Raw genomic sequence first — 12,369 nt, 5'->3', positions numbered from 1 at the left:
ATTAGAGTAATCTTGATGACATAAAAAAGGAGATAAGCTATGGAAAAACTTAGAATCGGAATGGTCGGCTATAAATTTATGGGAAAAGCACACAGTCATGCTTACCGTGATCTTCCACTGTTTTTCCCGAACACGGTTCATCCTGAAATGAAGGTTATTTGCGGCCGTGACCTAAATGGTGTGACCACTGCAGCCAAGCAATTTGGCTGGGAGGAATATACAACCGACTGGAAAAGCCTCTTAGTAAGAGATGATATCGATTTAATCGATATCAATGCACCTAGTGATGTACATAAAGAAATAACCATTGCTGCTGCACAAGCAGGCAAACATGTTTTTTGCGAAAAACCGTTAGCGCTTACATTAAAAGACTCTAGAGAAATGCTCGATGTCGTTGAGGCTGCCGGGATCAAACATATGGTTGGATTTAACTATCGCTTTGCCCCTGCTGTTATGCTGGCTAAAAAGCTTATTGACGAAGGAAGATTGGGCGAAATCTATCATTTTCGTGCCTGGTTCTTACAGGATTGGCTCGTGGACCCAAACTTTCCGCGTGTCTGGAGACTTCAGAAAGAAATTGCAGGTTCAGGCTCTCACGGAGACCTCGGGGCTCATTTAATCGATCTATCTCACTACCTCATTGGCGATATTACCGAAGTAATTGGGATGAACAAAACGTTTATTCAAGAACGTCCAATTCCTTCTCAGATGACGGGCTTATCAGCAACAGGCAGTGAAAGTAATGAAAAGGGCGAAGTGACAGTGGATGACGCTACCCTGTTTTTAGCTCAATTTGCTAACGGAGCTCTAGGAAGCTTTGAAGCTACTCGCTTTGCGGCTGGACACCGCTGTACGAATTCATTTGAGATCAATGGCAGTAAGGGCAGTGTTATCTTTGATTTTGAACGGATGAATGAACTTCAGGTTTATTTCGTTGATGATCGAGACGATGTCCAAGGCTTCCGCCGCGTCCTAGCGACTGACCCTGCACACGCTTATGCAGAAAACTGGTGGCCGCCAGGACATACGATTGGTTATGAACATACGTTTATTCATGAAATCGTCGAACTTATGGAGTCTTTTCGGGAAAATCGACAGCCTGTTCCAAACTTCCGTGATGGTGTAAAGTGCCAGGAAGTCTTAGAAGCGGTTGATTTATCGATTGAAAAACGCCAATGGATCCGAATATCTGAGGTATAAAAAATGATAGGGAGTGCGATTACGATGAAAAAAAGTGCATTGATTGTTTGGGGCGGCTGGGATGGCCATCAGCCCGAACAGGTAGCTGAAATCTTTAAGGGGATCCTTGAGGAAGAAAACTTCCAAGTAGAGGTATCCAATTCACTAGACTCATACGCAGACAAGGAAAAGTTAAAATCGTTAGATTTAATCGTTCCCCACTGGACGATGGGTGAAATTGAAAGGAAGTATGTCTTAAATATCTCGGAAGCCGTGGCCGCTGGTGTAGGTTTAGCGGGATGCCATGGTGGAATGTGTGACTCTTTTCGAAATAATGTGGACTGGCAATTTATGACCGGGGGTAATTGGGTGGCCCATCCCGGAAATGACAGTGTAGAATACATGGTCAATATCAAGTATTCCTCAAGTCCATTATTAGAGGGTATCTCTGATTTTAAAGTCGCAAGTGAGCAGTATTACCTTCACTACGATCCAGCTGTTGAAGTATTAGCTACCACTCGTTTCCCGGTTTTTCACGGACCGCACGCGGCGAATAAAGCAGTAGATATGCCTGTGGTTTGGACAAAACGCTGGGGCAATGGGAATGTGTTTTATAGTTCGTTAGGACATCAAGCGAATATTGTCGCTATGCCGGAAGTTTCGCTGATCATGCGACGCGGATTTTTGTGGGCTGCTGAAGGTAAGAAACGGGCCGGAGAATGGGACGCTGCGTCTATTTATGGAAATGTACGGACCTACACCGGCATGGGAGACAGTCAGTAAGGCGGAAGGCAAGCTAATCCATAAAAATATACTGGAGGTTCCTATGAAAAAACTTAAAATCGGTATTATTGGTTGTGGAAATATTAGTTCTATTTATATGGAAAACTGTCAGAAGTTCCCTCACCTCGAGTTAATTGCTTGTGCGGACTTGGATGTACAGCGGGCACAATTACAAGCTGAAAAGTTTGGTATCCCTAGGGCTTGTTCCGTTGAAGAGTTACTGTCTGACCCAGCAATTGAACTCGTCATTAATCTAACCATCCCTAAAGCACATGCTGCTGTTTGCATTCAGGCACTTGAAGCTGGAAAGCATGTTTATACAGAAAAACCACTTGCTGTGACACGCGAGGAAGGAAAACAAATTTTAGAAACAGCTAAGAAGCATAATCTTCTTGTTGGCAGTGCACCTGACACCTTCTTAGGTGCTGGTATTCAAACTGCTATCCATCTAATAGAACAAGGTGAAATTGGAGTACCAATTGGTGCATCTGCATTCATGATTTGCCGCGGGCACGAACATTGGCATCCAGACCCTGCTTTTTATTATGATATTGGCGGCGGACCCATGTTTGATATGGGACCTTATTACTTAACAGCCTTAGTGGCTCTTTTAGGACCAATCAAACGAATTTCTGGTTCTACTCGTATCAGTTATCATGATAGAACTGTGCTTAGCACACCAAAAGCGGGTACAAAAATTGAGGTATCAACCCCTACACATATCTCAGGTGTGATCGATTTTGCCTCGGGGGTAATTGGAAGTATTACCACAAGCTTTGATGCCTTTGGCGGCACCTCGCTGCCCCCTATTGAAATTTATGGCAGTGAAGGGACCTTACTTGTCCCTGATCCCAATACGTTCGGCGGGACTGTCAAAATAAGGAAACGTGACGAAAATGAGTTTAAAGAGGTACCTCTTGCATATGGATATTCCCAAAACAATCGAGGGCTTGGCGTTGCTGATATGGCCAAAGCAATCCTTGAAGGTGGGAAATACCGAGCAAATAGCGAATTAGCGTATCACGTCTTAGAGGCGATGCATGGCTTCCATGATTCCTCTGATAGTGGTAAACATTATATAATGGAAAGTACATGTGAGCGTCCTGAATCTGTGTCTATGGAGTTACAGGCTTAATTAAGTAATTCGCTAGAATAGAATATTTTCATAAACGAAATAAAAGGGCTCCCCCATTCTTGGAGAGCCCATTTTAATATGAAACTAGTATTGTTCCGGTACACTACGTTTTCGCAGTTCCAGGGAACGATTCTACGATTATTGTTCCCTATACCCCTTTTTTTCGTTGTTTACGGGAACGATTATCCAAGTATCGTTCCCTCACCACTCCGCTATCACGGTTCAAGGGAACAATTAATAACAATTATTATGTAGGTTAATTAGCTAATTGGAGGAAATGGCACGTAAGTTGTATGAAAAAAGTAGGAAGGAAAAATAAGAAATCAACTCTAATGTCTTATTGAACACAAAAAGGGCTAAGTAGCCCTTTCATTTTTCGAATGCCAGGGGCCAAAATAAATTTCCGGGTCATATTTTATTCTTAGTTTTAATAATTGCCCAGGAAGCTCCATCGGTTCATTTATTTATCCAGTTACTTGACTTTTTAAGTTTTCGAATCCAAAACGGTTAATAAATTTAAATAACGGTTCTCTCTTTTTTCCTTGTTCAGCATAGATAGTAATGATATTTTCGACTATCTTGTATAACTGTTCAGGCATTAGTTGCTCCATAAATAAAGTACCTATTTGGGCATCCTTTCCTTTTGCTTTTCCTCCAATGTATAAATCATATCCGTTTTGTACTTTCATGACGCCGATATCATTTACTAGAGGTTCACCACATCCAACCGGACATCCTGTATAGGCTGGGCGAAGTGTAAAGGGAACTGTTTTTCCTGCTATTCGCTTATTTAGTTCAATGGCTACCGGCATTCCTTCCTCTTCTTCCCCTTTACAAAAATTACAGGTTCTTAAGCTTTTCACGAAATTTCCTACTGGGTAACACGACAATCCCACTTCCATAAACTTTCCCTTGACGAATTTCACCTTACTTTCAAGTACCTCAATGTAAAGTTGTTGGAAAGTGGTCAACTCCAGTTCATCTCCATCATTCATGTACTGGGCAATGACGCCTAGTTGTTTAACATTTAGTTTTGCACCGAATGCTATCCCACCGTTAATAGCCAATTTAACCTTTTTCTCCTTGTGATCCATTACCATTCTCACATCCTACTAATCTATTTTCCTAAAAATATACATCTTCCAGAATAGAAAGGCTATAGAGTAAACTACGCAAATCGTGGTTTACTCTACAGCTAACAGTAACTTTATTTTTCTAATTTCACTCTTTGTAAACGTAATGCGTTCAACACAACCGACACAGAACTAAATGCCATCGCTGCACCAGCGACCCATGGTGCAAGGAATCCTGCTGCCGCAATTGGAATCCCGATTACGTTATAGGCAAACGCCCAAAATAGGTTTTGCTTAATATTACGCATTGTTTTACGGCTCATTAAGATTGCATCGGCAATACTGTTTAAGTCTCCTCGGATCAGTGTAATATCCGCAGCTTCCATTGCGACATCTGTACCTGTACCAATGGCCATCCCAACATCCGCTGTGGCTAGTGCTGGTGCGTCATTAATCCCATCGCCGACCATTGCAACTTTTTTACCCTGTTGTTGTAACTTTTTCACTTCATCTGCCTTACCTTCAGGAAGGACTTCCGCAATGACTGCGTCAACTCCCACCTCTTTCCCAATTGCTTTCGCAGTACGCTCATTATCACCTGTCATCATAATGACGTTGATGCCCATTTCTTGTAAACGATGAATAGCTTGTCGAGATGTATCTTTAATAGTATCCGCTACGGCCACTAGCCCTGCGTATTGTCCATTAATACCAGCTAGCATCGCTGTTTTACCATCACTCTCCAATTTCTCCATGCTTGAGAGAACTGCTGTAATATCGATCCCATATTGCTGCATAAGCTTACGTGTACCAATGACAACCCCTTGACCTGAAACTGTTGCTTGAACACCATAACCTGGAATTGCTTCGAAGAACTGGACGTTGCCAAGTTCGATGCCTTTCTCCACAATACCTTGAACGATTGCTTCAGCTAATGGATGCTCAGATTGTCTTTCCGCTGCACCAATCAGCGATAAAAACTTCTCTTCGTCTTGACCATCTGCTGCTAAAACATCTGTTAATACAGGTTTACCGTGTGTAACTGTACCTGTTTTATCTACCACCACTGTGTCAATGCCCTGTGTTTGTTCTAAATGCTCGCCGCCTTTGAATAAAATACCAAATTCTGCTGAACGACCGCTTCCTGCCATAATGGAAGTCGGAGTGGCTAAACCAAGAGCACATGGACAAGCTATGACAAGTACCGCGATTAACACTTCAAGCGCCGGTGTAAACTCACCTGGTTGAACCCAGATAATCCAAACTAAGAATGTGAGAATGGCAATTCCTACTACAATCGGCACAAAAATACCTGAAATTTGGTCCGCTAAACGTTGGATCGGTGCTTTCGAACCTTGTGCATCCTCTACTACTTTAATGATTTGAGCTAACGCTGTATCACGCCCAACCTTTGTTGCTTTCATTTTGATGAAACCATTTTTATTAATGGTAGATCCATATAATACGTCACCAGCTTGTTTATCTACTGGTAAGCTTTCGCCTGTTAACATTGATTCATCAACGGCTGTTGTTCCTTCTAATACTTCTCCATCAACTGGAATTTTCTCACCTGGTTTCACTAAAATAGTGTCACCAATAACTACTTCCTCAAACGGTATTTCTTTTTCTACTCCGTCACGTACAACAATCGCCGTTTTAGCTTGAAGCCCCATTAATTTTTTAATTGCTTCAGATGAACGGCCTTTTGCTTTTGCTTCAAATAATTTCCCTAATAGAATCAGTGTGATCAGTACCGCACTTGTTTCAAAATATAGGTGTGGTGCATGGTGTGTTCCAGCTGTGACAATTGCTTGATATACGCTATAAAAATAGGCTGCTGAAGTACCCATGACAACGAGCACATCCATATTAGCACTGCCATTACGAAGTGATTTGTAAGCACCAACATAAAACTGTTTCCCGATAATAAATTGTACCGGTGTTGCCAGGATTAGTTGGAACCATGGATTCATTAAGATATCTGGTACATATAGAAACGATATAAATGAAAAGTGCGCTACCATCGTCCATAATAGTGGTAACGATAAAATCACCGAAATAATAAATTTACGTTGCTGGTCTTTAATATGCTTTTCACGGTGATCTACCTGAGCTTGCTCGTCTTGCTTTTGATGTGCACCGTAACCTAGATTCTCAACTTTTGCAATAATATCAGCAATCGTAACTTCCGATGGATTAAATTCGATGGTTGCTCTTTCAAGGGCTAAGTTGACGTTCGCAATTGCAACACCTTCCATCTTATTTAACCCTTTTTCAATACGTGTGGAACATGCTGCACAGGTCATTCCAGTAATCTCGAATTCTGCCTTTTGTTTCACAACACCGTAGCCAAGTGCTTCAATTTTCTTTTCAAAATCTGCTTCACTTAGTTTTGACGGGTCATATTTAATCGATGATTTTTCTAGTGCTAAGTTGACAGTTGCTTGCTCGACACCCTCCATTTTATTTAACCCTTTTTCAATACGTGTCGCACATGCGGCACACGTCATTCCTATAATTCCAATACTTGCTTCCTTAACAGCTACACTTTTTGCTGCTGAACTCATAATGCTTTCCACCTCTCCTATACCTTATAGGGGTATATTTTTTTTGAAAATAAGAGAGTGCAAAGGGAGCACTCTTATTCTACGTCATATCCTTGGTCTTCAATCGTTTCTTTAATTTGTCCTAGTGAAACTTGTGATTCATTAAAGGTTACTTCTACTTGAGCATCCTCTAGTTTAACGTTTACTCCATTAACGCCTTCTAATTTACCAACACTTCCCTCAACTGCCTTCACACAATGACCACAAGACATTCCTTGTACGTTTAATGTTATATTTTTCATGTTTTCTCTCTCCTTAAAATGATATGTTATTTTGCATAATATACGCCATAGGGGTATAATGAAGATAAAAAATTTTTACTTTTTCAATAGCTTTTGAATCGTCACAACTAATTCATCTAAAACCTCTTCATCACCTACTGAAAGACGGTCGACCACACAACCTTTTAGATGACCTTCCAAAAGAATTTTGGCTACACTATTTAAAGCAGATTGGGTGGCAGAGAGTTGTGTAATTACATCATCACAGTATACATCTTTGTCGATCATTCCTTTAATGCCTCGAATTTGACCTTCGATACGATTTAATCGTGAGGTTAAATTATTTTTTACACGTTCAGGATGATGACTTTTTCGGCAAGAAGTAACACCCTCAGTATGGCAATCTTCTACTTTCATTGAGTTTTCCATCAGTCTTACCTCCTAAATTGATTTCATCTTACCATACCCTCATAGGGTATGTAAAGTATTAAAAAATAATAAACGTTTATTTTAATGTTCACTTAGCAACTGTATCTATACCTATAGTTCAAGTAGACGCGCCAGTCTCAGTTCTACTTTAAAGGAATTGGAGAGTGATGGCTTAATTCATCGAAAGGAATATCCACAAATTCCTCCAAAGGTCGAATATAGCCTTACTCAAAAAGGGCAAACTCTTTGGCCTCTTATCTAGGAAATGTGCCACTGGGGAGAGCATAATAAGGAAAAATAAAAGAGGGAAAAACCAGATATTATACATGGATGACTGGCTAATTAATATAACAAAGGAGGCTTAATAAGCCCCCTTAAAAAAATTTGGTTAAAACGTTAAAGTAACATCCGTTTCTTTATTATAATCGTACCCCGATTAGTCTTCTGGCTTATCCCCTGTACCGTGATTTATTCAAGTTTTTGGCCAACAAATTGAATAACATGTGCTAAGCCGGTATGTAATTCTCCCTCATGGCGAATAGCTTCACCCATGAAGAAATGAACAATCCGCCAATCCGAAAAGGTTTGCAGGAACTCTTCCGGAGAATAGAGGAAATTAATATCTCTAGGACCCCCGCTTTTATAGGGAAGTTGATAAATCGAATATACTTCTGTCACAAAATAACCACCTGGTTTTACTGCTTTTTTTACTCCTTCAAGTGTTTTTTTACGTGTTTCTTTTGGGAAGTGTCCAAAAACACAAACTATTTCATCCCACCGCTCTTTTTCCCAGACAGCTTCGTTTAAATCGACAAGCTCTGTTCGTACGGTTACCCCTTTGTTCTCGGCAAGCTTCCCCGTTTTTAGCAGTCCAGATTCGGCGAAATCCCAAGATGTCACCCTCATTCCTTGTTCAGCTAAAAAAACGGCATTCCTGCCTTCACCTTCAGCAATGGCCAAAGCATCTCCGGATAACTGAAGTTTTTTCTGCATTTCAGATATGAACACATTTGGCTCCGTACCATAAACATAATTCTCAGCTAGAAAGCGAGTATTCCAGTGGTTGTTCATATAATTCTGCTCCTTTTTGTCATAATCCAAATGTGAAAAAAGGGCTTAAATAGCCCTTTCACTTAAACCCGAAGCACAGTAAACTGTCCGCCTCCGAGTAATGACTTTACATAGTCAATCTTTACATCATTAAAATAAACTTGATGTCTTTCATTTACTAAAAAGCCGATTCCATCTTGCTCAGAGATTTCATCATTTTCTAAAGCCGACTCTTCCAGAGTCAGACGAAGCTGCGGACCCCCTCAGCCAATGCCCATTGTAAAGCGGATCAGCGGTTTTTTACCCTCATTGATGACATCTTGAACTTCGCTTTTAATGGCTGAAATTGCAGCATGTGTTACTTTGACCATTTCAGTACCTCCATTGCCTTTTTAAGTTTATAAAATTTCTATCCTTGTTTTATTTCCTTCAATCAACATTTTCTATTAATTGGTTCATCATATCTTTGTCCATAGGCCCGACTATTTTCTTGCGAACAATCCCTTGAGAATCAATCAGGTAACTTGTTGGAATTGTAATCGCTTGGTATTGGACGCCTACATCCCCATCTTGGTCGAGTAAAACAGGAAAAGTTACATTTCTATCTTTTACAAATCCCTTTACATTTTTTGGATTTTTCTCTGATGTGGTCAAATTAATGGCGAGTATTTCTACTTTGGATTTGTCGCTTGATACATAAAAATTCCGCATGTGTGGAATTTCTGCTTTACAGGGCGGACACCAGGTTGCCCAGAAATTTAAAATGACCTTTTTTCCTCGCAAATCAGACAGTTTAACGTCAGCATCGTCTAATGTCTTTAATTGAAAATCAGGTGCTTTATTTCCTTCCTGGAGACCAATTTCTACTGTCTTTGTGCTGACTGTATTCACTTTCGGCTTATCCTCATTTAAGAAAAGGTTCAATAAAAAAGACCCGCTCATGACGGCAAACGCAAAAACCAGTGTCGACTGTAGAACCATCAGGTTTGTTATTTCTAATTTTCTGGCTTTAAAAATCAAATAAATTAATGCACCGAGCGTTCCTAAAATTAATCCCTTCGTTCCTCCGGTAAAATATAATAACGACAGTGGACTTTCAATCATTAATTTCGGCTCCAACAGCAGCTGACTACCTTTCCAAATCAGAAAGCCACAAAAAATACTGTTAAATACCAAATCAAATAATTGTTTACCAGGTTCTTTTTTTTGTGATTGCAACAGCCATAATTTCAGAAAAACAAATCCGATTACAACGGCGATACCAAGAACTAACCATTTCATCATAATAGTAAAAGAACCAATTTGGATAAACTCTATTACCGGTTCCCCCCTTCTTTTGAGATTCTTCTCATGTTTATGAAATTAGAATATCAATTAAAAGCTTTATAAATCAGGTAAATGACTCCTGCCAGGAGCCATACAAACGTTCCTGGTCATATTGGAAGCGGTTGTTTAACCTGTTTTCCATCTCCAGAAACCTTTGTCCGGCTGATTCCTCAAGAACCAGTCCTGGAACAATCCTTGATTTGTTTTTCTTCATCCGACATCATAAAACCCCCTAATTAATGTTTTCTAATTACCCAACAGGGTATTAAAGTATTCAAAAATAAAAGAGGCGATACCTCTTCTATCTACTTTTAACCAACAGTTCATGCTTTTATGCTATACCCACACAGGTATAATGTCAACGGAATTGTTTTGATTTGTTTTTATTTTTGGTCATTTCAAAATCTGGTATAAGAAGCCAGGCTTAAAATTTGTAACCTTCTAGAAAATAAATTGTTTATTCCAATGTTGCCGCCAATGGATTATGTTTTTTAATCTCTTGTATTGATAGATACAAAGTATAATTTCCATAATCGAGAATTTTATTAAGAAAAAGATTCAATTTTTCTTGAGAATTAACTTTTATTTTTATATGGTAACAGCCTTCTCCCGATACTCGGTGCGCTTCAACTACCTCATTTTGATCATTAATATAACGTATAAACGAATCATGGTCTGCTGTTTTCATATAAATAATGACAAACGCTGTAAAGATTAGTCCCACTTTCATTTCATCGACTATGAGAGAATAAGCTTTAATCACACCACTTTCCTCAAGTTTTTTAATACGATTTCCTACAGCTTGTCCCGTCATATGAATTTGTTCACCTAAGTCTTTCCATTGAATACGTGAATTCTCGGATAGTAACCGAAGGATCTGAAAATCAATGTTATCAAGTTCCATTATAAATTCCTTTCACCATGAAATGATTTGAGCTAAAAGTGTTTCATCAAAGTATCGATAGAAATTAAGATATTGTATATCATCATACTTGTAATAAAAATTTTTTATTGAGGTGGATAAAATGAGTACAGCTTTAATCATTGTTGATATACAAAACGACTATTTTCCAAATGGAAAGATGGAGTTAAGCAATCCTGATAAAGCAGCCGCTAATGCTGCTAAAGTTCTTGAATGGTTTAGACAAAATAACCAAGATACTATTTTTCATGTTCAGCATATCGCAAGTAGTCCAGAATTAGGCTTCTTCCTTCCAAATACAGAGGGAGCTGAATTACATGAAACGGTTCTACCATTAGAACACGAAAACATTATCGTAAAAAATTTCCCTAACAGCTTTTTAAAGACTGATTTAGAAAGCAAATTAAGAGAACAAGGTGTAACCAAGGTAGTGGTTGTAGGTATGATGACGCATATGTGTATTGATGCAACCGTTAGAGCTGCAGTCGACCTAGGTTTTGAAACTACACTAATTGAAGATGCATGTGCGACAAGGGAGTTATCTTACCAAGATGTGGTTGTACCAGCTGAACAGGTTCATTATGCGTTTGTCAGCGCACTTAACGGTATGTATGCCAATGTTATTTCGACCGAGGATTTCCTGCAACAAAGCTAACCAAACTTGAATAATAAATAATTAAATATCAATGGGAGTTGTTCATAAACAGCTCCCATTATTTTGATGATAGACTATACATTAGATCGTGATAAAGACAATTATGCATGAGAATAATACATTAATAGATAGGATTATTTTTCGTGTCCACAAAAGGCGTTCAAAGAGAAAGTGCCTGGCTCTCATCTATTTCCCGTGCAACAGGTACTTTCATCTATTTAAATATTGCTTCAACATCTACTTCGAAACCATTTATAATGCTAGATTTTATCAAACCTTGTTTTTCATTTTCAATTAGGCGATATTGATTGTCTTCCCCTAATGAATAAACCATAATATTATTCAATATTGGGTTGATAATCCAATATTCTTTAACACAGAATTTTTGATAAAGATTCGTTTTAAAAATTAAGTCGTGTGCCTGGTTTAAAGGGCTAATAATTTCGATAATCAATTCAGGAACACCAATATATTTCTGTTCAGTAAAACCTGTTTTGTCACATATGATTGATAAGTCAGGTATTATTATTTTTTTTTCGTCACTTTCTCCATCGACTAGTTCGATATCATAAGGGGCTGCAAGAACTTCGCAATCCTTTCCATCTAGTAAATGAAATAAAAATGAGGATAATTTCATAGATATTCTTTGATGTTTCGTATTGGGGGACGGGGACATATAAAGGACACCATCAATATACTCTAATTGCTGATCTGATACTTTCCTTAATTCTTCATATTCCTCAAGGGTAATATATCGGTTTTCAGGTAAATTCATAGAAAACACCTTCTTTCAAACCTAGTCTTATTAATATTATATGAGAAAGCGATGAATTAAACAAAGTTGAAAGTTTTATTTCCACTCTTTATATGAAGAAACCATACCCCTGCTGAAAACAGTTCATCCGATTAATGTTTGTAATAGTAAAAGGACAGAAAACCGATTATAAACTTAATTAAATTAACCATCTTTATTTCTGCCCTCATACAGTA

At 38.8% G+C, this 12,369-nt stretch carries 13 protein-coding genes and 1 pseudogene; 5 read left to right on the top strand and 9 right to left on the bottom strand.

Translation table 11 applies throughout. The features are described from left to right. The first annotated feature begins 39 nt into the window (after nt 1-39). From MLOOGBEN_RS06150 to MLOOGBEN_RS06140, 3 genes are read left to right on the top strand one after another with little or no spacing between them, the layout of a single operon-like run. Nucleotides 40-1,200: a Gfo/Idh/MocA family protein gene (locus tag MLOOGBEN_RS06150; protein WP_179157381.1), complete on the top strand. Its 1,161-nt coding sequence runs from the start codon at nt 40-42 to the stop codon at nt 1,198-1,200. Between the two features lie 24 nt (nt 1,201-1,224). Continuing rightward, nucleotides 1,225-1,962, top strand: coding sequence for a ThuA domain-containing protein (locus MLOOGBEN_RS06145; RefSeq protein ID WP_179157380.1), 738 nt, complete (start codon nt 1,225-1,227; stop codon nt 1,960-1,962). Between the two features lie 43 nt (nt 1,963-2,005). Then, nucleotides 2,006-3,097: a Gfo/Idh/MocA family protein gene (locus MLOOGBEN_RS06140; RefSeq protein WP_179157379.1), complete on the top strand. Its 1,092-nt coding sequence runs from the start codon at nt 2,006-2,008 to the stop codon at nt 3,095-3,097. A gap of 464 nt (nt 3,098-3,561) precedes the next feature. Here the strand turns inward: MLOOGBEN_RS06140 and MLOOGBEN_RS06135 are convergent, their stop codons facing one another. From MLOOGBEN_RS06135 to MLOOGBEN_RS06120, 4 genes are all read right to left on the bottom strand, one after another. Next, complete coding sequence (locus tag MLOOGBEN_RS06135; RefSeq protein WP_179157608.1) at nt 3,562-4,191, bottom strand: NAD(P)/FAD-dependent oxidoreductase; 630 nt, start codon at nt 4,189-4,191, stop codon at nt 3,562-3,564. Nucleotides 4,192-4,304: 113 nt separating this feature from the next. Beyond that, complete coding sequence (locus tag MLOOGBEN_RS06130; RefSeq protein WP_179157378.1) at nt 4,305-6,737, bottom strand: heavy metal translocating P-type ATPase; 2,433 nt, start codon at nt 6,735-6,737, stop codon at nt 4,305-4,307. A 74-nt stretch (nt 6,738-6,811) separates the two neighbouring features. Beyond that, the gene (copZ, locus tag MLOOGBEN_RS06125; RefSeq protein WP_179157377.1) at nt 6,812-7,018 is read right to left on the bottom strand and encodes a copper chaperone CopZ; all 207 of its coding nucleotides are present in this window, start codon (nt 7,016-7,018) and stop codon (nt 6,812-6,814) included. 75 nt (nt 7,019-7,093) lie between these two features. After that, nucleotides 7,094-7,426, bottom strand: coding sequence for a metal-sensitive transcriptional regulator (locus MLOOGBEN_RS06120; RefSeq protein WP_179157376.1), 333 nt, complete (start codon nt 7,424-7,426; stop codon nt 7,094-7,096). A 133-nt stretch (nt 7,427-7,559) separates the two neighbouring features. Here MLOOGBEN_RS06120 and MLOOGBEN_RS06115 point away from each other — a divergent pair. Beyond that, a pseudogene (locus tag MLOOGBEN_RS06115) lies at nt 7,560-7,688 on the top strand (winged helix-turn-helix transcriptional regulator); the annotation flags it as partial. 206 nt (nt 7,689-7,894) lie between these two features. Here MLOOGBEN_RS06115 and MLOOGBEN_RS06110 read toward each other — a convergent pair. From MLOOGBEN_RS06110 to MLOOGBEN_RS06095, 4 genes are all read right to left on the bottom strand, one after another. Next, nucleotides 7,895-8,497, bottom strand: a complete 603-nt coding sequence (locus MLOOGBEN_RS06110) for an SAM-dependent methyltransferase (RefSeq protein WP_179157375.1) — start codon at nt 8,495-8,497, stop codon at nt 7,895-7,897. A gap of 408 nt (nt 8,498-8,905) precedes the next feature. Next, the gene (locus MLOOGBEN_RS06105; protein ID WP_179157374.1) at nt 8,906-9,760 is read right to left on the bottom strand and encodes a TlpA disulfide reductase family protein; all 855 of its coding nucleotides are present in this window, start codon (nt 9,758-9,760) and stop codon (nt 8,906-8,908) included. Nucleotides 9,761-9,866: 106 nt separating this feature from the next. Beyond that, complete coding sequence (locus MLOOGBEN_RS06100; protein WP_179157373.1) at nt 9,867-10,016, bottom strand: hypothetical protein; 150 nt, start codon at nt 10,014-10,016, stop codon at nt 9,867-9,869. A 243-nt stretch (nt 10,017-10,259) separates the two neighbouring features. Then, nucleotides 10,260-10,706 carry an Lrp/AsnC family transcriptional regulator gene (locus tag MLOOGBEN_RS06095; protein WP_179157372.1) on the bottom strand — a complete coding sequence of 149 codons (447 nt, stop codon included), beginning with the start codon at nt 10,704-10,706 and terminating at the stop codon, nt 10,260-10,262. A 121-nt stretch (nt 10,707-10,827) separates the two neighbouring features. On the opposite strand from MLOOGBEN_RS06095, the gene MLOOGBEN_RS06090 reads away from it, so the two are divergent. Then, nucleotides 10,828-11,379, top strand: a complete 552-nt coding sequence (locus MLOOGBEN_RS06090) for a cysteine hydrolase family protein (RefSeq protein ID WP_179157371.1) — start codon at nt 10,828-10,830, stop codon at nt 11,377-11,379. A 214-nt stretch (nt 11,380-11,593) separates the two neighbouring features. On the opposite strand, the gene MLOOGBEN_RS06085 is transcribed toward MLOOGBEN_RS06090, so the two are convergent. Continuing rightward, a complete protein-coding gene (locus MLOOGBEN_RS06085; RefSeq protein ID WP_179157370.1) occupies nt 11,594-12,154 on the bottom strand; it encodes a Uma2 family endonuclease in 561 nt (186 codons plus the stop codon). Nucleotides 12,155-12,369 lie beyond the last annotated feature (215 nt).

The organism is Bacillus sp. EB106-08-02-XG196, from assembly GCF_013396335.1.
GTDB lineage: Bacteria > Bacillota > Bacilli > Bacillales > Cytobacillaceae > Neobacillus.
Note: the sequence above shows the minus strand (reverse complement) of the source record. Positions and strands in the feature narration are given on the sequence as shown.

What these genes read in the sequence shown, in the direction of transcription:
- MLOOGBEN_RS06150 (WP_179157381.1), top strand. Translation starts at nt 40, where the DNA reads ATGGAAAAACTTAGAATCGGAATGGTCGGCTATAAATTTATGGGAAAA.
- MLOOGBEN_RS06145 (WP_179157380.1), top strand. Translation starts at nt 1,225, where the DNA reads ATGAAAAAAAGTGCATTGATTGTTTGGGGCGGCTGGGATGGCCATCAG.
- MLOOGBEN_RS06140 (WP_179157379.1), top strand. Translation starts at nt 2,006, where the DNA reads ATGAAAAAACTTAAAATCGGTATTATTGGTTGTGGAAATATTAGTTCT.
- MLOOGBEN_RS06135 (WP_179157608.1), bottom strand. Translation starts at nt 4,191, where the DNA reads ATGGATCACAAGGAGAAAAAGGTTAAATTGGCTATTAACGGTGGGATA.
- MLOOGBEN_RS06130 (WP_179157378.1), bottom strand. Translation starts at nt 6,737, where the DNA reads ATGAGTTCAGCAGCAAAAAGTGTAGCTGTTAAGGAAGCAAGTATTGGA.
- copZ (WP_179157377.1), bottom strand. Translation starts at nt 7,018, where the DNA reads ATGAAAAATATAACATTAAACGTACAAGGAATGTCTTGTGGTCATTGT.
- MLOOGBEN_RS06120 (WP_179157376.1), bottom strand. Translation starts at nt 7,426, where the DNA reads ATGGAAAACTCAATGAAAGTAGAAGATTGCCATACTGAGGGTGTTACT.
- MLOOGBEN_RS06110 (WP_179157375.1), bottom strand. Translation starts at nt 8,497, where the DNA reads ATGAACAACCACTGGAATACTCGCTTTCTAGCTGAGAATTATGTTTAT.
- MLOOGBEN_RS06105 (WP_179157374.1), bottom strand. Translation starts at nt 9,760, where the DNA reads ATGATGAAATGGTTAGTTCTTGGTATCGCCGTTGTAATCGGATTTGTT.
- MLOOGBEN_RS06100 (WP_179157373.1), bottom strand. Translation starts at nt 10,016, where the DNA reads ATGAAGAAAAACAAATCAAGGATTGTTCCAGGACTGGTTCTTGAGGAA.
- MLOOGBEN_RS06095 (WP_179157372.1), bottom strand. Translation starts at nt 10,706, where the DNA reads ATGGAACTTGATAACATTGATTTTCAGATCCTTCGGTTACTATCCGAG.
- MLOOGBEN_RS06090 (WP_179157371.1), top strand. Translation starts at nt 10,828, where the DNA reads ATGAGTACAGCTTTAATCATTGTTGATATACAAAACGACTATTTTCCA.
- MLOOGBEN_RS06085 (WP_179157370.1), bottom strand. Translation starts at nt 12,154, where the DNA reads ATGAATTTACCTGAAAACCGATATATTACCCTTGAGGAATATGAAGAA.